The 20,219-nt window shown below is 43.2% G+C and carries 20 protein-coding genes, 1 pseudogene and 1 riboswitch; of the genes and pseudogenes, 5 read left to right on the top strand and 16 right to left on the bottom strand.

The features are described 5' to 3' along the window. Positions 1-11 precede the first annotated feature (11 nt). From BLT29_RS06555 to BLT29_RS06520, 7 genes are all read right to left on the bottom strand, one after another. On the bottom strand, positions 12-986 hold the full coding sequence (locus BLT29_RS06555) for an ABC transporter ATP-binding protein (RefSeq protein WP_090775622.1): 975 nt from the start codon (positions 984-986) through the stop codon (positions 12-14). 35 nt (positions 987-1,021) lie between these two features. Continuing rightward, complete coding sequence (locus BLT29_RS06550; protein ID WP_090775515.1) at positions 1,022-2,038, bottom strand: ABC transporter ATP-binding protein; 1,017 nt, start codon at positions 2,036-2,038, stop codon at positions 1,022-1,024. Between the two features lie 343 nt (positions 2,039-2,381). After that, positions 2,382-3,788: a dihydrolipoyl dehydrogenase gene (lpdA, locus tag BLT29_RS06545; protein ID WP_090775514.1), complete on the bottom strand. Its 1,407-nt coding sequence runs from the start codon at positions 3,786-3,788 to the stop codon at positions 2,382-2,384. A 4-nt stretch (positions 3,789-3,792) separates the two neighbouring features. After that, positions 3,793-5,073 carry a dihydrolipoamide acetyltransferase family protein gene (locus BLT29_RS06540; RefSeq protein WP_090775513.1) on the bottom strand — a complete coding sequence of 427 codons (1,281 nt, stop codon included), beginning with the start codon at positions 5,071-5,073 and terminating at the stop codon, positions 3,793-3,795. A gap of 119 nt (positions 5,074-5,192) precedes the next feature. Further along, positions 5,193-6,170, bottom strand: coding sequence for an alpha-ketoacid dehydrogenase subunit beta (locus tag BLT29_RS06535; RefSeq protein ID WP_090775512.1), 978 nt, complete (start codon positions 6,168-6,170; stop codon positions 5,193-5,195). A gap of 3 nt (positions 6,171-6,173) precedes the next feature. Then, a complete protein-coding gene (pdhA, locus tag BLT29_RS06530) occupies positions 6,174-7,253 on the bottom strand; it encodes a pyruvate dehydrogenase (acetyl-transferring) E1 component subunit alpha (RefSeq protein ID WP_090775511.1) in 1,080 nt (359 codons plus the stop codon). 365 nt (positions 7,254-7,618) lie between these two features. Beyond that, a complete protein-coding gene (locus BLT29_RS06520) occupies positions 7,619-8,251 on the bottom strand; it encodes a YkyA family protein (RefSeq protein WP_090775509.1) in 633 nt (210 codons plus the stop codon). Positions 8,252-8,462: 211 nt separating this feature from the next. On the opposite strand from BLT29_RS06520, the gene BLT29_RS06515 reads away from it, so the two are divergent. The 4 genes and pseudogenes from BLT29_RS06515 to rnjA all read left to right on the top strand — a co-directional run bounded on the left by BLT29_RS06515 (position 8,463) and on the right by rnjA (position 11,486). Then, a complete protein-coding gene (locus tag BLT29_RS06515) occupies positions 8,463-8,651 on the top strand; it encodes a YjcZ family sporulation protein (protein ID WP_090775508.1) in 189 nt (62 codons plus the stop codon). 100 nt (positions 8,652-8,751) lie between these two features. Next, entirely contained in the window at positions 8,752-9,303 is a 552-nt protein-coding gene (gene def / locus BLT29_RS06510; RefSeq protein WP_090775507.1) for a peptide deformylase, read from the top strand. A 305-nt stretch (positions 9,304-9,608) separates the two neighbouring features. Further along, positions 9,609-9,818 carry a DNA-dependent RNA polymerase subunit epsilon gene (locus BLT29_RS06505; protein WP_090775506.1) on the top strand — a complete coding sequence of 70 codons (210 nt, stop codon included), beginning with the start codon at positions 9,609-9,611 and terminating at the stop codon, positions 9,816-9,818. A 1-nt stretch (position 9,819) separates the two neighbouring features. Continuing rightward, a pseudogene (gene rnjA / locus BLT29_RS06500) lies at positions 9,820-11,486 on the top strand (ribonuclease J1). Between the two features lie 23 nt (positions 11,487-11,509). On the opposite strand, the gene BLT29_RS06495 reads toward rnjA, so the two are convergent. The 9 genes from BLT29_RS06495 to BLT29_RS06460 all read right to left on the bottom strand — a co-directional run bounded on the left by BLT29_RS06495 (position 11,510) and on the right by BLT29_RS06460 (position 19,420). Then, complete coding sequence (locus BLT29_RS06495; protein WP_090775505.1) at positions 11,510-12,181, bottom strand: potassium channel family protein; 672 nt, start codon at positions 12,179-12,181, stop codon at positions 11,510-11,512. Between the two features lie 52 nt (positions 12,182-12,233). Further along, the gene (locus BLT29_RS06490; protein ID WP_090775504.1) at positions 12,234-12,692 is read right to left on the bottom strand and encodes a TlpA disulfide reductase family protein; all 459 of its coding nucleotides are present in this window, start codon (positions 12,690-12,692) and stop codon (positions 12,234-12,236) included. 73 nt (positions 12,693-12,765) lie between these two features. Further along, positions 12,766-13,311 carry a peroxiredoxin gene (locus BLT29_RS06485; protein ID WP_090775503.1) on the bottom strand — a complete coding sequence of 182 codons (546 nt, stop codon included), beginning with the start codon at positions 13,309-13,311 and terminating at the stop codon, positions 12,766-12,768. 314 nt (positions 13,312-13,625) lie between these two features. Then, the gene (gene thiC / locus BLT29_RS06480; RefSeq protein WP_090775502.1) at positions 13,626-15,413 is read right to left on the bottom strand and encodes a phosphomethylpyrimidine synthase ThiC; all 1,788 of its coding nucleotides are present in this window, start codon (positions 15,411-15,413) and stop codon (positions 13,626-13,628) included. A 171-nt stretch (positions 15,414-15,584) separates the two neighbouring features. Next, positions 15,585-15,698, bottom strand: a riboswitch (TPP riboswitch). A 74-nt stretch (positions 15,699-15,772) separates the two neighbouring features. Beyond that, positions 15,773-15,895: a DUF3221 domain-containing protein gene (locus tag BLT29_RS13100; protein ID WP_141769863.1), complete on the bottom strand. Its 123-nt coding sequence runs from the start codon at positions 15,893-15,895 to the stop codon at positions 15,773-15,775. A 200-nt stretch (positions 15,896-16,095) separates the two neighbouring features. Then, on the bottom strand, positions 16,096-17,208 hold the full coding sequence (locus tag BLT29_RS06475) for an N-acetyldiaminopimelate deacetylase (protein WP_090775501.1): 1,113 nt from the start codon (positions 17,206-17,208) through the stop codon (positions 16,096-16,098). Positions 17,209-17,274: 66 nt separating this feature from the next. Then, the gene (gene dapD, locus BLT29_RS06470) at positions 17,275-17,991 is read right to left on the bottom strand and encodes a 2,3,4,5-tetrahydropyridine-2,6-dicarboxylate N-acetyltransferase (RefSeq protein WP_245701127.1); all 717 of its coding nucleotides are present in this window, start codon (positions 17,989-17,991) and stop codon (positions 17,275-17,277) included. An 82-nt stretch (positions 17,992-18,073) separates the two neighbouring features. Further along, entirely contained in the window at positions 18,074-19,150 is a 1,077-nt protein-coding gene (locus BLT29_RS06465) for a mechanosensitive ion channel family protein (RefSeq protein ID WP_090775500.1), read from the bottom strand. Positions 19,151-19,228: 78 nt separating this feature from the next. Beyond that, positions 19,229-19,420: a hypothetical protein gene (locus BLT29_RS06460; RefSeq protein ID WP_090775499.1), complete on the bottom strand. Its 192-nt coding sequence runs from the start codon at positions 19,418-19,420 to the stop codon at positions 19,229-19,231. Positions 19,421-19,623: 203 nt separating this feature from the next. Between BLT29_RS06460 and BLT29_RS06455 the strand changes: the two genes are divergently transcribed. Beyond that, positions 19,624-20,178: a copper resistance protein CopC gene (locus BLT29_RS06455; protein WP_090775498.1), complete on the top strand. Its 555-nt coding sequence runs from the start codon at positions 19,624-19,626 to the stop codon at positions 20,176-20,178. Positions 20,179-20,219 lie beyond the last annotated feature (41 nt).

The raw sequence follows: 20,219 nt of genomic DNA, 5'->3' as shown, positions 1-20,219 counted from the left end.
TCTATGCCCAGTCAGACAACACCAACTCCCCTTTTTAACGAACCATCTTCATTCGTATACAAATGACACGCTGCAAAGTGTTCCGGATTTACTTCTACCATCTCTGGGCGCTCTTCTTTACAACGTGCATGTGCATGTGGACAGCGTGTACGAAATGCACACCCTTTTGGTGGACTTGCCGGACTTGGCAACTCTCCTTCTAAAACAACTCTTTTCCTTTTTTTCGTTACATCAGTGGACGGCACTGCACCAATTAATGCTTCTGAATATGGATGGAGCGGTTTATGATACATGTCCTTTTTCCGGGCGATTTCAACAACACGACCAAGATACATCACTGCTACCCGGTCACTAATATGTTTTACCACACTTAAATCATGAGCAATAAAGACATATGTGAGATGGAATTGTTTCTGTAAGTCTTTCATCAAATTCAACACTTGTGACTGAATCGACACATCTAGCGCCGAAACAGGTTCATCCCCAATAATAAAACGAGGATTCGTGCTTAATGCTCGCGCAATTCCAACACGCTGCCTTTGACCACCAGAAAATTCATGTGGATACTTATTATATGATTGCATCGGCAAGCCAACAATTTCCAGTAACTCTTCCGCCTTTCTACGACGCTCTCCACGATCTCGGACTGTTTGATGTACGAGCATCGGCTCTTCTAAAAGATCACCTATACTCATTCTTGGATTCAATGAAGCATATGGGTCTTGGAAAACCATTTGCATATCACGACGATATGGACGCACTTGACGTTTTGGAAGCGCTGATAAATTATCTCCATCAAAAAACACTTCACCCGAGGTTGGCTCTAATAATCTTAATAGCATTCGACCTAGTGTAGATTTTCCAGAACCAGACTCACCTACAATACCCAGAGATTCACCTTCATATACTTTTAATGATACGTCATCAACTGCTTTTACATGACCAACTGTTCGTTTAATAATCCCACTTTTTATCGGGAAGTACATCTTTAATTGATTAGCTTCAACTAACACTTTGTTCGTCACACTTCCACTCCTCCTTTTAATCGACCAGGATCCGCTTCCAAGCTTGCGTTTTTATATAGCAAACATCGAACGGCTCGTGTAGGTGACGCTTGTACAAGCTCGGGCGTTGTGTGATGACATGTTTCTGTTGCCATTTGGCAACGTGGGGCAAATCGGCAACCAGCAGGAAATTTATGGGCAGCTGGCACCATTCCTTTGATTGCCTCAAGCCGTTCTTTATCTTCTTCCATTTTTGGCATGCTTTTTAATAACCCTTGAGTATACGGATGTAGCGGATTTATAAATAAGTCGTATACTGGTGCTTCTTCGACAATTTGACCACCATACATAACCAACACCCGTTCAGCTGTTTCAGCAACAACACCTAAATCATGAGTAATAAGTAGAATAGCTGTATTAAGTTCGTCTTTCACTTTAAGCATTAAATCTAAAATTTGTTGCTGAATTGTCACATCCAGTGCTGTTGTAGGTTCATCAGCAATCAATAATTGCGGATTACATGACATGGAAATAGCAATCATCACACGTTGCCTCATACCGCCTGACAATTCATGCGGATAAGATTTTAAACTCTCTTCCGGTCGGCTAAATCCCACCAATTGGAGGAGCTCCATTGCACGAGACCGCGCCTCCATCTTTGATATTTTTTTATGTTTGCGCAATGTCTCAATAATTTGATTCCCAATGGTATAAACAGGGTTCAGAGAAGTCATTGGCTCTTGAAATATCATTGCCATCTGCTGTCCGCGAATCCTGGATAATTGTCTTTCCGAAAGGTCTGTTAATTCGACACCACTCAGTTGTATTGAACCCGTAAGCTCTTTTGATTTCGCGTCAACTAAACCCATAATCGACAGAGAAGTCATACTTTTCCCGCTTCCTGATTCTCCAACAAGTGCGACAACTTCACCTTCATTTACTTCAAAACTAACCCCGTCAACAGCTTTTGCGATACGATCTTTTGAATGGAAATACGTTTTTACATCTTGCAATTTCAGCAATGGTGCTGTCACATTTCACCCTCCTTTTCCATATTGGATTAAAAACGATTTTTCTTATTATATCATGCACAGTTGTAAACTTGTCAAGAATTTTTCGCTATTTACAAGATGTTTCTTTCGATTTTTTTCGACATTTATATATCATTTGACACATATAAACATACATCTATGTATTCACATCGCGCATAGCCGTCGCTCTCCCTGTTTTAACATGGTTGCTCTTCCTACTTTTTATGCAGACTGTGAACACTGATGTATACATTCGTCAAGATAGGTCGCATTCCTCCCTTCTTTTAAAACAAGAAAACGCAAAAAACCTCTTCTGCCAACAGGCAAAAGAGGATCCTTGATATTTTTACATCGTATGAATCGGCGTACCCATTGCTACTTCGGCCGCTTCCATCGTAATTTCTCCAAGTGATGGATGCGCATGAATGGTTAGCGCAACATCTTCTGCTGTCATCCCTGCTTCAATGGCAAGACCTAATTCAGCAATCATGTCAGATGCACTTGGGCCAACGATTTGCGCACCAACAATGAGTCCATCTGACTTGCGTGTCACAAGCTTCATAAAGCCTTCTGCATCATTTAAAGAGAGGGCACGGCCGTTGGCGGCGAATGGAAACTTCGCTGCTTTCACATCATAGCCAGCTTCTTTCGCTTCTTTCTCAGTGTAACCAACTGTCGCAATTTCTGGCTCCGAGAAGCAGACAGCTGGGATTGCTAAATAGTCGACTTCAGATGGCTCACCACTAATTGCTTCTGCCGCAACTTTTGCTTCATAAGAAGCTTTATGGGCCAGTGCAGGACCTGCCACGATGTCACCGATCGCAAAGATATTTTTGACGCTCGTTCGGCATTGCTTATCAACTTTAACGAGTCCACGCTCGTCCATCTCAACCCCAATGCCTTCAAGACCAATCTCTTCTGTGTTAGGTTTACGACCGACCGTGACAAGCACATAATCAGCCTCAATTTCTTTCGTTTCACCTTTCACATCGACGGTCACTTTCACACCCTCGTCGGTCTGTTCCACACCTTTCGCCATCGCTTCAGTATGGAAAGAAACACCATTTTTCTTAAGTTTCTTCTCGACAAGTTTCGCCATTTGTTTCTCAAAACCTGGCAAAATTTGTTTTGAGCCTTCTAACACAACGACTTCTGTACCTAAATTTGCATAAACACCTGTCAGTTCAATCCCGATATAACCGCCACCAATGACGATCATTTTCTTCGGGATTTCCTTTAGTGCAAGTGCGCCTGTAGAATCAATGACGCGTCCTTTGTACTTAAACGTCGGGATTTCAATCGGTGTTGAACCCGTCGCAATGATACAATGTTTAAATTTGTATGTGCTTGAGTTTTTCTCATCCATAATTTTTACGGAGTCTTCTCCCGAGAAATACGCTTCTCCTTGGATAACTTCAACTTTGTTTCCTTTAAGCAATGCGCTAACGCCGCCAGTAAGCTTCTGTACAATCGAATCTTTCCAAGTTTGTACTTTTTCAAAGTTAATCTTTACATCAGACGTCTCAATCCCCATATCCGCTGATGATTTAGCAAGGTGAGCACGGTGACCAGCTTGAATCAATGCTTTTGACGGGATACACCCGACATTTAAACATACGCCACCGACATTTCCTTTTTCTACAAGTGTTACTTTTTGTCCAAGTTGTGCTGCACGAATGGCAGCGACATAACCACCTGGGCCCGCACCAATGACGAGCGTGTCTACTTCTTGAGCGAAATCTCCAACAACCATTTTCTTACCCCTCCATCAACAGTAATTGTGGGTCATTTAGCAAACGCTTAATATGATTGAGCGCATTTTGTGCAGTCACACCATCAATTAGACGGTGATCATAGCTGAGTGAAAGGGCCATCATTGTGCCAACAACAATCTCGCCATCGCGCACAACTGGCTTCTCCTCAATCCGGCCAATCCCAAGAATCATCACTTCTGGATGGTTGATGACTGGTGTAAACCATTGTCCGCTGGCAGAACCAAGATTGGAAATCGTTGCTGACCCGCCACTCATATCTGCACTAGTGAGCTTTCCATCGCGTGCTTTTGTTGCTAAAGCATTGATGTCATCGGCTAGTGTAAAGATCGACTTCCGGTCTGCTTCTTTGACGACCGGCACAACAAGTCCTTGGTCTGTATCCGCAGCAATCCCGATGTTAAAGTACTTTTTATAAACAATTTCCCCTGCTTCATCATCAATTGACGCATTTAAAGCTGGGTATTTACGAATGGCCGATGTTAAAGCTTTTACTACATAAGGTAAGTAAGTAAGCTTTGTCCCTTGGTCCGCTCCAATTTGTTTATATTGCTTACGATGAGCAACAAGCGCCGTCACATCGACTTCATCTAGGTGCGTCACATGAGGTGCCGTTTGCTTCGATTTGACCATCGCTTTCGCAATCGCTTTACGAATCCCTTTCAGCGGTACGCGTTCCTCTTGTAATGCACCTTCACCCGCAGGAATCGTAGCTTTGGTGCCTGATTCTGGCTGTTCGGTTTGTGTTTCGACCGGTTGTTCTGATGCAACTGGTGTACTTTCTTGGTCGCCAGACAAGTACGCATCAACGTCTGCTTTTAGCACGCGACCGTTTTTACCAGACCCTGTCACTGCCGACAATGCCACACCTTTTTCACGGGCATATTTACGCACAGACGGCATCGCAATCGCCCGTCCACCGTCCTCACTAGCAGGTGCTTCTGTTGGTGCAGACGCAGGTGTTTCTTTTGTTTCTACCGGCGCTGACTCTGCCGCAGGCGTAGTCTCTTCTGCTACCGCTTCACCTGTGCCATCATCAATCGTTAAAATGACGTCACCAACATAACTCACTGTCCCCTCAGGAACTTTTACTTCAAGCACTTTTCCATCAACAGGGGATGGCAACTCGACAACCGATTTATCATTTTGTACTTCAAGTAAAATGTCGTCCTCTTTTACTTCATCGCCTGCTTTTACAAACCACTTTACAATTTCACCTTCGTGGATACCCTCACCCACTTCAGGCAATTTATATTCATATGCCAAAGCTAAGACGCCTCCTTTATTATAACGCTAACTCACTTACCTTTCCAGACTAGATACTGCACCCACCCCAATAAAGATCGGGATGGGTAAGCTGAGCGATTCTCCTAAAAGAATCTCACTTAGAAATTTACAACCTCTTTCACTTTGTCAACGATAATACCCGGGTTTGGCAACCAGTCGTCTTCAACCGCTGCAAATGGATACACTGTATCTGGAGAAGCAATACGTAATACCGGTGCTTCTAGCGACAAAATTGCTCGCTCCGTAATTTCAGCCACAACATTGGCAGCAATACCTGCTTGTTTTTGAGCTTCTTGGACAACAATCGCTCGGTTCGTTTTCTCCACCGATTTCACAACAGTTTCCACATCAAATGGGCTAATCGTCATTAAATCAATGACCTCTGCGTCGATTCCCTCTTCTGCTAGTTGCTCAGCAGCTTTTAACGATGCTTGTACCATCGCCCCATAGGCAACGATTGTTACATCTTTTCCTTCGCGCTTAATATCCGCTTTTCCAAGTTCAATCGTGTATTCTTCCTCTGGTACTTCTTGGCGGAAAGAACGATATAATTTCATATGCTCAAGGAAAACAACTGGATCATTGTCACGGATTGCGGAAATGAGTAGTCCTTTTGCGTCATATGGATTAGACGGAATGACGACTTTCAAACCTGGTGTTTGTGCCATGAGTCCCTCTAATGAATCAGCATGCATTTCTGGTGTTTTTACACCCCCACCAAAAGGCGAACGGATCGTCACGGGCATTGTTTGTTTATTTCCTGAACGAAAGCGCCAACGCGACATTTGTCCTGCAATTGAATCAAACACTTCAAACACAAAACCAAAAAACTGGATCTCCATCACTGGACGGTGCTGCGTCAATGCAAGACCAATCGCTAAACCACCGATACCTGACTCTGCAAGTGGCGTATCAAACACGCGATCTTCCCCAAATTCTTTTTGCAAGTTTTCCGTTACCCGGAATACCCCGCCGTTTTGCCCGACGTCTTCCCCGAAAACAAGCACGTCTTCATTATTTTTAAGCTCATTACGCATTGCATCTGTAATCGCTTGTGCCATTGTCCAATTACCCATCGGTTACTTCGACTCCTTTGCCGTATACTCTTCTAATTGCTCGCGAATGTTTACCGGCGGCTTTTCAAACATAAAGCCAAGCAAATCGGTCACCTTTTGTTTTGGCGTCTTATCCGCCTCTTTAATCGCTTGCTTAATTTCTTCTTTTGCCGTTTCAACGACCTCATTCTCACGCTCTTCACTCCACAGTCCTTTTCCTTCAAGGAACTTACGGAAACGAATCAATGGATCTTTTTTCGCCCATTCATCATCTTCTTGTTGTGTACGATAACGTGTCGGATCATCACCGGCCATCGTATGCGCCCCGTAACGGTATGTGAGCATCTCGATTAACGTTGGACCCTCACCAGCTAACGCACGCGCACGCGCATCTGATGTCGCTTTATAAACAGCAAGCACATCCATGCCGTCCACTTGAATGCCTTCAATTCCTGCTGCGACTGCTTTTTGGGCAATCGTTTTTGCCGCTGATTGCTTTTCAACAGGCACGGAAATGGCAAACCGGTTATTTTGCACAACAAAAATGGCAGGCGCATTGTACGCACCAGCAAAGTTCATCCCTTCATAGAAATCACCTTGTGACGCACCACCGTCTCCTGTATAAGTGATCGCAATATTATCTTTCTTTTTTCGCTTCAGTCCAAGTGCTACACCTGCTGCTTGAACAATTTGCGCCCCAATAATGATTTGAGGTACAGCAATATTTAAGCCTTCTGGGAACTGACTTCCAGCGAAATGACCACGTGACCAAAGAAACGCTTGATACAACGGGAGTCCGTGGAAAACAACTTGTGGAATATCGCGATAACCAGGCAAAATCCAATCTTCTTTATCTAATGCAAACTGTGAACCGAGCATAGAGGCTTCTTGACCTGCAGTTGGCGCATAAAAACCGAGCCGTCCTTGACGATTTAAAGAAATCGCCCGTTGATCCCAAATACGCGTGTATACCATCCGGCGCATGATTTCTTGTAGTTGCTCATCGCTTAAATCAGGCATTGCTGATTCATTCACGACAGTACCTTCCTCGTTTAAAATCTGGAAGGTTTCAAAATGCTCTTCGACTTGCTCGATTGTTTTCATACTCAATTTATCCACCAATCCTTTCTAAAAATACAACAAAGTTCGTAAAACACTTCCCTCAATAATAAGTGACACAGGCCGATATTTGTTGTCATCTTCCTTAGCATGTCCAAGCGTGCCGTATTTTAGCATTCCGGAATACACAAAATATAAAACATAAAACAGCTTACTTTCGTTCCTCTCTGCTGTTCCATTTGCTTCATCCGAAAAATGATACAACCCACCTTTCCTTGTAAGTCTACATGATGAGGAAGGTTAGCGTCAATCCTTTTGTTTCAATTAATTTTTCTGTAATAAAACAAATGTATTAACCAATCACTGTTATACAATAACAAAATCCCAGACTAATACAGAAGACCTTTCTGCTACTGCATGATTTTGTACAAATTTTTCTTCTCTTCATTGTATGTATCCGTCTGCTCATTAAAACGGTCAGTCAACTGACTCAATTCTTCGTATGCCCCTGCTACCTTCTCAACCTGCACCTGAAACATTTCCAGAGATACCTCTTCTTCTTGAAGCAAATGATATAATTTCTCCGTTAAATCTAAAAATGATCCATATGTCTCATGCAATGACATATATAAGTCATATCGTTTTTCCATTGCTTCACGTACTTTTTTTGCCTGTACAACAAGTTGTTCCTCATTTAATTCCTTAAACAGCGGCACTGCTTGTTCAAATACCTCATAACCTTTTTCTACACTTTCTTTTTCTTTTTCAACTAGCTCACGGCGTTTTTGGACAGATTGAACGGCTTGATCCGCCAAAAAAACCGATTGATCGTATTGTTGTTGTTCTAACGCCAACAATTGTTCATACAGTTTCGTCTCTGCCTCCTCCGCTTCTTTTAACAATTGTTGCTGTTCTTGAAAAACTTGTTCTTCACGGGCAGCATCATCTAAATACCGTTGGACTTTCTCCTTTGTCGTTCCACATCCGCTAAGAAAGAGTATAAGAAAACAAAATCCCAACATAAACCATCGACTCTTTGCCATGCGACATCTCCTTTAAGTACTTATTCATTCCCCTTCTACGATATCGAACAACGGAACATTTCGCAAGCAACCCATTTTAAATCATTTCTCTTGTCCCAAAGGATTTTTATTTTAAAAATAGGCGAAAGACCACACACCATCCGGGCACTTGCATATGGTATGTATTGAATCGCATATTTTTTAGCGGTCAGAAAAAGAAGGAGGAATTGTTATGTACGGATATGGATATGATCAGTACTGTGATCCTTGTGCCGGGTCTGGATACGGCAGCGGCGGTGGCAAAGGATTTGCTTTAATCGTCGTGCTCTTCATCCTGCTTATCATTGTCGGTGCTTCACAGTTCGGAGATAAAAAAGGCGCAGCCAGCCCTGCGGCATCCTCTGACTGCAAATGCCAATAAGCTCGTATAAAGGGAGGCATTTTTTTAGCCTCCCTTTTCCCTTGCAGAAAAGAATGAATATGCTTAAACTAATGGAAGAGAAGATAAGAGGTGATTACATATGCTGACAATGGAACACATCGTCCGTGAAGGAGACCCTGTTTTAAGAAAAGTTGCCAGTCCAGTCGAGCTACCGCTCAATGCAGAAGATACACAAACCCTTCTATCCATGTTAACGTTTCTAAAAAACAGTCAAGATCCAGACATAGCAAAACAATATCACTTGCGTCCAGGTGTCGGCTTAGCTGCACCACAAATCGGGATTTCAAAACGATTATTTGCCGTTCATGCGACGGATGAGAATGGGAAATTACACAGTTTTGGCCTCGCCAATCCAAAAGTGATACGGCATTCGGTTGAAACAACAGAACTTGAAACAGGAGAAGGTTGTTTATCCGTTGACCGTGAAATTGAAGGACGTGTCCCCCGATATGCCCGTATCACAGTAAAAGGCACGACTCATGAAGGAGAAGAAATCACGCTACGCCTGCGTGGGTTTATTTCGATTGTCTTTCAACATGAGCTGGATCATTTAGACGGCATTATGTTTTACGATCGAATTGAGGACTTAACGGACCCTCATAAAAAACCTCTTCCGGGTCATGCGCTTTAATGTTTTACCCAGTATTATCCTCGTTTTTTTCATCGTTTACTACACACACTACGTGATAACGAACGATGAAAAAGGAGGGTCACATTCATGCTAAGAAAATGGCGCCGACGTCTCTTAAAAGGATTTGAGCAATTGTTACCAAAATCGTTATACTTACGCGTATAATGGCAACACGCTTGTAAAAACGCAGGGCTGACACCGTTCAGGTATCAGTCCTCCGCTAATTTTTCAGTAAACAATGTATCAAAAATATATGCTTTCCGCTATAATGTAGGAAAGAATGATTTAAAAAGGAGAGAATGTGCATGATCTTTAAAGTTCATTATCAACCGGATACCATTCAAGCACCCGTTCGGGAGAAGACACGTGCGTTATACATAGAAGCAGGAAGTGAAACTGCTGTAAGACAAGCACTCGGTCCGAAAGGGTATAACATTGAATCGATCATCAAACTTTCTGATGCATACTTAGCATATGAACAGGAACATGCAAAGTATGAGATTGTGAGTGTGTAACGTGAAACATGTGAAAAATAATCAAACGGCTATTTTTGCCCTTGGTGGGCTCGGTGAGATTGGGAAAAACACGTATGGCATCCAGTTCCAAGACGAAATCATTTTAATTGATGCGGGCATTATGTTCCCAGAAGATGAGTTGCTCGGAATTGACTATGTTATTCCAGACTATACTTATTTGCAAGAAAACCAAGAGAAAATTAAAGGACTATTCATTACACATGGTCATGAAGATCATATTGGTGGTATTCCTTACTTATTACGTCAATTAAATATTGATGTATATGGCGGTAAACTAGCGCTCGGTCTATTGCGCGGTAAACTAGAAGAGCATAAATTATTACGTCAAACAACGTTGCATGAAGTCAGCGAAGATGATGTCATCAAATTTACAAAAACATCTGTCTCTTTTTTCCGGACAACTCACAGTATTCCTGATTCTTACGGAATTGTTGTAAAGACCCCACCTGGAAATATCGTTCATACAGGTGATTTTAAGTTTGACTTTACCCCAGTAGGCGAACCCGCTGACTTAACAAAGATGGCAAAAATAGGTGAAGAAGGTGTACTCTGCCTACTCTCTGACAGCACAAATAGTGAAATCCCTGACTTCACAATGTCGGAGCGCAAAGTCGGGGAAAGCATCGATACAATCTTTGGAAAAGTGGACGGTCGAATCATTTTTGCTACATTTTCATCAAACATTCATCGCCTGCAACAAGTTGTGGAATCCTCTAAGAAGCACGGCAGAAAAATATGCGTGTTCGGTCGCAGCATGGAAAAAGCGCTTTCGATTGGTCAAGAACTAGGCTACATCCAAGCACCACCAAGTATATTCATTGAACCTGGACATTTAAAACGGGTACCTGAAAACGAAGTCACCATTCTTTGCACAGGCAGCCAAGGAGAGCCATGGCTGCATTATCACGCATCGCCTCTGGGACACACAGACAAATCCAAATCATTCCTGGCGACACAGTGATTTTCTCTTCATCTCCTATACCTGGTAACACACTGAGTGTCGGAAAGACCATTAACCAACTCTACCGCCTTGGAGCCAATGTCATTCACGGCTCGCTTAACAATATTCACACATCGGGACATGGGGGGCAGGAAGAGCAAAAGTTAATGATTCGACTCATGAACCCACAGTACTTCATGCCGATTCACGGTGAATACCGTATGCTCAAAAACCACGTCAAATTAGCCGTAGACTGTGACGTCAAAGAAGAAAACTGCTTTGTAATGGATAATGGCGATGTATTAGCGGTACATCCAGAAGAAGCCAGTGTCTCTAGTAAGATTCCTTCTGGTTCTGTTTATGTTGATGGCAGCGGTGTTGGCGATATCGGCAATATTGTCTTACGTGATCGCCGCATCTTGTCTGAAGAAGGTCTTGTCATTGTCGTTGTCAACCTGAACATGAAAGCATTTAAAATAATGTCTGGACCAGACATTATTTCTCGCGGCTTTGTATACATGCGTGAATCAGGTGATCTGATTCATGAAGCGCAAAAATTACTCGCGAAACATTTACAACAGGTCATGAAGCAAAGAACTTCTCAATGGGCTGAGATTAAACAAGAGATATCTGACCTACTTGGTCCTTTCTTGTACGAACGGACCAAACGAAAACCAATGATTTTACCTATCATTATGGAAGTATAAACACATAAAAAAGAAGGCGATAGTTAGCCTTCTTTTTTATGTGCCATTGCTTGTTCTAACTGATAGACATCTTTTGTTAGACCGAGGACAACCAGGATGTCACCTTTTTTGATAACTTCTGTCATCGGTGGTGAAGAAAAAAATGTCCCATTACGACACACAGCTACAACGGCGCAATGGTACTTTCTCCGTAGTTCCAATGCGCCAATTGTGCCTCCGCATTTGTGTTCATCGACTGTCATTTCCATGACACTAAGCTGTCCTGAGAGTTCAGCATAATCAATGATGTTCTTTGACATTAAATTATGAGCAAGACGTGTACCCATGTCACGCTCTGGATGTAAAACGCGGTCAGCTCCTATTTTCGTTAGCACTCTTGCATGATAGTCATTTTGTGCTTTAACAGAAATATCAGGAACACCCAACTCGCTCAGTAACAACGTTGTCAAAATACTCGCTTCGATATCATTACCAATCGCAACAATCACATGCGTATACTCGTGAACACCTAATTCCTTCAGTACTTTCTCATCCGTTGCATCAGCTACAACTGAAGACGTAACATGCTCACGAAATGCTTCAATTTTAGCATCATCTCGGTCAATCGCTAAAACTTCCGCTCCTTGCCTTATTAATTCTTGTGTTACACTTCCACCAAACCTACCCAACCCAATGACAACAAATGGTCGTCTCATCATTTCCTCCAACCGCAAAGAGGACAAAAGGATTTACGTACATTCCAAGTATTTACTTGTCTTCTTTCACACCTAAAACACGATTGACACGTTTTGTCAGCATCTTCATGCCTCCACCGCCTGCTTGAAAATGACGTAGTTGCCCTTCGCGGTCAAAAACATAATATGCAGGAACGTACTCATTCTCCAATGCATCGGTCAATTTATGGTCATTATCCACAAAAATAGGCTGCGTAATATCATGTTCGGCAGCCACACGCTTCACTTCATCAAGATCCAAATCTTTTTCAGACCGAGGCATGTGCACTGCAACAACATGCAATTTGTCACTGTACTCATCGCGAAAATTATTGACATCGGGCATTGCTTCTTTACACAATCCGCAACTAATGGACCAAAAGTGAATCAATGTTGGTTTATTACCGACAAGGTCTTCCCTCTTCACTTCTCCATTTAACCAAGTCGTTGCACCTGTTAGTTCTGGCATCGGTGACCGTAATTTTAACGGCATGTCTTTTCCCCCTTATCAAATGAAAGTGAGAGGACTAACGACATTTCACGTTAGCCCTCTTTAAACATACAATTTATAGCGTTGCTTGTCCAGGCTTCCAGTTTGCCGGGCATAAACCGCCTGTTTGCAATGCTTGAAGCACTCGTAACGTTTCATCTACGTCACGGCCAATGTTGTTATGATTCACAACAGCATACATTAATTCACCTTCAGGACTAATAATGAACAGACCGCGAAGAGCAATTCCTTGTTCTTCAATGAGGACACCGTACTCGCGCGAAACTGCATGATTTGTGTCCGCTGCCAGTGGGTACTTCAACTCACCAAGACCATTGGCATCACGCGGTGTGTTGATCCAAGCCTTATGCGTATGAACTGTGTCTGTAGAAACACCGATCACTTCCGCATCAAGATCCTCAAACTCATCGTAACGGTCACTTAATGACGTAATTTCTGTTGGACATACAAACGTGAAATCCATCGGATAAAAGTAGAGCACTGTCCACTTATCGTTTTTCATATTTTCTTCGAGGCTTACTTTACCAAACTCTTTATTTGGCAGAACAGCCTCCATTTCAAATCGAGGTGCTTGCTTTGCAACCATACGCTTTTCTGTCATCGTCAAATTTCTCCCTTCAATGATGGTACACCCTCATTATATAAGGTTTCTAATTTATAGTCAATATTATATTAGAATTAGTTTAAACTAATTCTAATATTTCATTGCCTACACCTTTCATTATATCAAAAACCAAATGAGAATCGCTAGACATATGCATACTTCTATCTGCAGAATTTAGTTGTGAGGAATCAGACTCAAGGAAAGCATATATATGCTTTCCTTGAGTCCACTCATATTCCGGCTTCTTTCATCCCGTTACTATTCATGTCTTTTTTTGTCGCACTTCTATTGCCCCGACAGTTTTTATTTTCCTACTCCTTAATATAAACTTTTCCACCTGCCTGTTTAAATTGCTCTGCCTTTTCCGCCATTCCTTGTGCAATGGCTTCTTTCGTGTCCAACTTATGCTCACGCGCGTAGTTACGAATATCTTGCGAGATACGCATACTACAGAATTTCGGTCCACACATCGAGCAAAAATGCGCCGTTTTTGCCCCTTCTGCTGGCAATGTTTCATCATGAAACGACTCTGCGCGCTCTGGATCAAGCGACAAACGAAATTGATCACGCCAGCGGAATTCAAACCGCGCTTTTGATAACGCATGATCCCTCTTTGCTGCACCGGGATGTCCTTTCGCTAAATCCGCCGCATGTGCCGCAATTTTATACGTAATGACGCCTTCGCGCACATCATCTTTATTCGGCAAACCCAAATGCTCCTTCGGTGTCACATAACAAAGCATCGCCGTACCATACCAGCCAATCATTGCCGCACCAATCGCTGATGTAATATGATCGTACCCCGGTGCAATATCAGTCGTAAGCGGTCCGAGCGTATAAAACGGCGCTTCTTGGCAAATTTCTAGCTGCTTGTCCATATTTTCCTTGATTAAGTGCATCGGCACATGCCCCGGTCCTTCAATCATCACTTGTACATCGTGTTCCCACGCAATCTTTGTTAATTCTCCTAACGTCTCGAGCTCGGCAAACTGCGCCTCGTCGTTCGCATCGGCAATCGAACCTGGACGCAACCCGTCCCCTAACGAAAAGGCGATGTCGTACTGTTTCATAATCTCGCAAATCTCTTCGAAATGCGTGTATAAGAAGCTCTCTTTGTGATGATACAAGCACCATTGCGCCATAATTGAACCCCCGCGCGACACAATGCCTGTTAATCGCTTCGCTGTGAGCGGCACATAACGCAACAATACGCCTGCATGAATCGTGAAATAATCGACCCCTTGCTCCGCTTGCTCAATTAACGTGTCCCGATACACTTCCCATGTTAAGTCTTCGGCAACGCCATTTACTTTCTCTAACGCTTGATAAATTGGCACTGTGCCAACCGGTACCGCTGAGTTACGAATGATCCATTCTCGTGTCGTGTGGATATTCTTCCCCGTTGACAAATCCATCATCGTGTCGGCACCCCAACGCGTTGCCCACGTCATCTTTTCTACTTCTTCAGCAATCGACGACGTGACCGCCGAGTTACCGATATTGGCATTAATTTTCACATGAAAATTGCGGCCAATAATCATCGGTTCTGATTCAGGATGGTTAATATTGGACGGGATAATTGCTCGTCCTGCTGCAACCTCATCGCGCACAAAAGCAGGATCCATATTTTCGCGAATCGCAATGAACTCCATTTCCGGTGTAACGATCCCTCGTCGCGCATAATGGAGCTGTGTGACATTCTTTCCTTTCTTCGCTCTTAGTGGCTTCCGCTTCAATCCAGCAAATGCCGCGGGCTCTACAGGTTTTTGTGCACCGAAGCCATTATCTTCTGGTTTGACTCCTCGTCCTTCATACTCCTCCACATCTTCACGTTCCAAAATCCACGAACGCCTTAATGCCGGTAAGCCCTTCTCGACATCCACATCATAATCCGGGTCAGTATACGGGCCACTTGTGTCATACACACGAACAGGATCATTTTCTTCATCGCCAAATGACCCTGTCGTTGGACTCAATTCAATTTCACGCATTGGCACTTGGATATCCGGTCGAGACCCTTCCACATACACTTTCTTGCTCCCAGAAAAATTTTTCATAATTGACAACATGTCATTCGTTACAGCTGGTGTTTGTTTCATACAACACATCTCCTCTTTTAGACTAAAAATAAAAGGACGAGACCTAGTACCACCACGAGGTAAAAAACATCAATAAAAAGCCGCAATCCTAGAAACGGACCCCGACTCATGTAAGAAGACACGTCTATTTATCACATCACAAGCTAGATAAGCACGAGCTTATAGATGATGTAGACATGATGTAAACTTCCCCACGCTGGTATGATCCAGATCAGGTCCAAAGGGTTTAGAAACCAAATCGTTTCCATCTCAGCCCAAGTAAGATGGGCTCCCCTAGTTGTTGATAGGTTTATTATAACATAATGAGCGGCGGATGAAAGGGGAAATAGATTTCGCAGTTTCATTCACACACCGCAATATTAAGACTCGTCATCGTCGTCAATGATCTCAATATAGTAAGCATAGGTTTGACCTGGATATGATTCCAGTAAAATATCCGCATGAATTCGTACTTTTTGATTCATCTCCAATTTACAAAACATATGCTCCTCCCAAGCATTGGGATGCTTAATATTGAAAGCGCTACCATATGATCCGAAACCAAAATATAAACAACACACCACGTCTTCATCATCATGATAAATTAATATAAACGACCGTGTCAACAGTAATTAATGAAATTTTCTCATCTAGTTAATACTGAAAACAGAAATTTCAAGGAGCTGCTCTAACAGCCCCCTGCTCACTTCCCTCTCAATTCCAAGAACCCCGTCATATGCCGAATCGCCACCTCAATCGCCTCTTCTTTTGGCGCAAGTCGCACATCATGTAAACCGTACGGGCTATCGACGCCGAGCCAAAACATCAAACCTGGTATTTCATTTAAAAAGTAGCCAAAATCTTCACCCGTCATTGCTTCGGTTGCCTCGTGATACGTCATCTGCGCTGCCGATTCGGTAAAGGAGCGAAAATCACTCACGAGTGTTGCATCATTGTGCACGCCGCAATAATTGGCCCCATAATCAATCATCATTTTGCATTCAAAAGCCGCTTCTATCCCTTTTGTTAGTGCAACAATCCGAGACTTCACCGTCTCCATTGCCTCTTCTGATAGTGTGCGGATCGTCCCCTCGATCCGCGCGGTCTCGGCAATGACATTTTGCTTCGTTCCACCTTGAATGACGCCAATCGTAACAACAGCGCTAGAGAGTGGGTCAATGTTTCGCGCGACAATTGTTTGTAATTGCGTCACAAAATGAGCAGCAGCGACGACCATGTCATTTGCTTTATGCGGGTAAGCCGCGTGCCCGCCTTGTCCATGAAAGTCGATAAATAGCTCAGACGTGTGCGCAAAAAGCAAACCCGGTTTCGTCGACACCGTCCCGACTGGCAATGTTGGATCAATATGCAGCGCATACATTTCATCTGGCCAGCAGTCTTTTAGCACACCTTCTTCGAGCATCGGTTTTGCGCCACCGGGCCCTTCTTCTGCTGGTTGAAAAATAAAAACGAGCTGACACGGTGGTTCTACTTCACTAAAGTGCGCTAAGATCCCAAGCGCGATCGTCATATGGAAATCATGTCCACATGCGTGCATCGTCCCTTTATGGATCGAAGCAAATTCGTAGCCTGTCTCCTCAGATAGCGGCAAACCGTCCATATCCGCACGATAAGCGACCGTATACGCTGACTTTCCGCGAACACGGACAATGACTCCCGTTTTCCATGTCTGCACGGTCAATCGAGTCTGTCGCATGTTAGCAATCGTGTCAAGGATGAGTTGCTGCGTTTTCACTTCACAAAAACCAAGCTCTGGAATACGGTGAAAAGCGCGCCTCAGTTTATTCCAGTCCAAACGATCCCCTCCTTTGCAACACCAAAGGGCTAGCAATGAGTAAATGCTAGCCCAGTATCTTTCATACTACTCGTCCTCATTCAAGCGCCGTAATTCTTGACGGATCTCGGTTTTCCCTTTTGTCTTCTCATCAATTTCTTTCAACACGCGCGCTGGCATTCCCGCAACAACTGTACGCGGAGGTACATCTTCTGTCACGATTGCACCAGCGGCAACGACTGCGCCTTCACCGACTTTGACACCTTCTAAAATGACCGCATTGGCGCCAACAACTACACCATCTTCAATTCGAACCGGATCCGCAGAAGGTGGCTCAATCACACCTGCTAAGACAGCACCGGCTCCAATATGGCAATTTTTCCCGACTGTCGCCCGACCACCGAGTACCGCATTCATGTCAATCATCGTGCCTTCACCAATAACCGAACCGATATTAACAGTAGCGCCCATCATGATGACCGCGCCTTTCCCAATTTCGACTTGGTCGCGAATAATGGCGCCTGGCTCAATTCGTGCTTCAATGCCTTTTAAGTCAAGCAATGGGATCGCCGAATGGCGACGATCATTTTCAACCACATAGTCTTCAATTTGGTCGGCGTATTTTTCAAGTACCGCTTGTACATGCTGCCATTCACCAAAAACGACACCTGTCTTTGCTTCCAAGAAAGCTTGTACATCCGAGCCAAAATCAATGCCTGCAAGCTTCCCTTTCATATGTACCTTTACCGGTGTCTTTTTCTCCGCTTTCGATATAAATGAAATAATTTCATTTGCATTCATCATCTATATATCCCCCTCTAGTTTCTCCTTAGACTTTCATTATCCATCTTAAAAGGTTACGCGCTAAATTGCAATCGACGTTTTTTTAACGAGCTGAATCCCGCTCTTCTGTATGTTCTTTTTGGTGGAGGGCAATCGGACGCAATACGGACACGCCTTCTTCCGTTAAAATATCGAGCACAGCAAAATTAATCTCTTCTTTTATAGTGAGCCACTCCGTCCACGCAACGGTTTTTGTAAAATAATAAACAAAAATATTGTAACTAGATTCACCGAATGCATCAAAATGGACCATGACTGTGTCAGATACAACCCCTGGATGCGTCAAAATCACTTGACGAATCGCCTTAACTGACTGTTCTAACGCAGCACGCGTTGCATCTTGCCCAACACCAATCGTCATATCCACCCGGCGCATCCCCATCTCCGAGTAATTTGTAATGGCTTCATTCGATAATGTTTTATTTGGTACCGTCACAAGCGTATCCGCAAATGTTCGCACCCGCGTGCTGCGGAACGTAATATCTTCCACAACGCCTTCGACTGACGCGGTTTTGATCCAATCACCTTTTTTAAATGGCTTCTCGGTAATAATGACAATGCCACCAAAGAAATTTGCAACTGTCTCTTGGGCAGCTAAAGCAAACGCAAGTCCACCTAAACCAAGACCAGCCACAAACCCATTAATATCCACACCAAAACTGGCTAATACGGCAACAACGGTGAGAGCGATCACAGCAAAACGCAACACATTTGACACAAATGGGATGATCATATGCTCTTTAGCAACATTAAATTTTCGTTGCGCGAATGCCATAAACGTACCGTGGGTAGACACATACTCATAGAGACCCCAGCCTAACAAAATGATCAAGCTAGCCTTATAAATCGGATGACCTGTAACCACGATATGCATAGACCGCAAGGCAACATCTACACCAATAATAACAAAAAAAAGTCGCATTGGCTTCTTGTACGAAAGCAATAACTGTGTAAATAACGACACATGCGTCTTTTGAGAAAAAGCTAAGATAACTTTGAACACATAACGCGTAAATATTTTCCGAAACAATAAAAACAACAAAAAAATCCCGAGTGCCATGAGCAACTGGAGCCATGGTATACTCACTCCCCAACGAATGACACGATCGATCATTTCCATCGTCGTCCCCTCCTTCCCCTTACTTACTAAAACACGTTATTCACTCCTTTTAATCATATCACGAACCACCACTTTCAGCTATTGTAACAATAGTTGCAACCATTTCCCCATATGAGATGCATCAGATAATGGCTGTGTTGTGGTTGGTTTGCTGGAAAACAGATGCTGAACAGGTTTTTGGAATCGAACATGCGAGAACATTCGATACATATAAACAACAATACAGCTACATACTATACTCCAAATTGCTACTTGCTTCTTCCTCATCATCCTGTGCACTCCTTTTTCTCCTTTAAACGTTATTTTGTGCACTTTTCGACCGTTCAAATCCTGCAAATATTGGTTATCTTATCAAATTGGAGAACATCATAAAAGAAATATGTGAACAAATCATAAACAAATCGATATTTCACCACGCGCACACATTTTTCTGTTATATTTACATCGTGAATAAAAATAAAGGAGCTAAAAACATGAAACGTTTTTTTACTTTACTATTGCTAATTTTTATGAGTTCAGCTGTAACATTGCCGAACACCATGCTTGCCCATTCTCATTACAAATCTTCCACCCCAGCAGATGGTGATGTCCTTGAAGAAACTATAACTGAAATTACGATTACATTTGATGGCGCAATCGGCACAGGAGATGTCACAGTGACAGACGAAAAAACAGATGAAACGATGCCAGTTAATTCTGTTGTAACAGAAGGCAGTTCCATGACTGCAACACTTGAAAAACCACTTCCATCAGGGAACTACCATGTTACTTGGAAAAATGTCGGTGATGATACTCATGCAATTGAGGGTGAATTTTCTTTCGAGGTCGCAGCGAATGACGCGGTGGAAAATGAAGCCGCAGCTGAAGAAGCCGCCAAAAAAGAAAGTGAAAAACAACAAACAGAGAACAAGCCTGAAACCGAAAAACAAGAAACATCATCAAATACCATTCTGACCACTTCTGTTATTGGCGCGCTTATCTTCATTGGAGCATTGCTCTTGTTTGCTATATTACGGAAACGAAAGTAATATGTACAAAAACGACAGTGTCGCCGCTGTCGTTTTCTTTT

It is taken from the genome of Shouchella lonarensis, from assembly GCF_900096965.1.
Lineage (GTDB): Bacteria > Bacillota > Bacilli > Bacillales > Bacillaceae_D > Shouchella > Shouchella lonarensis.
The sequence above is the reverse complement of the archived record's forward strand: the minus strand, read 5'-3'. Positions and strand labels throughout refer to the sequence as shown.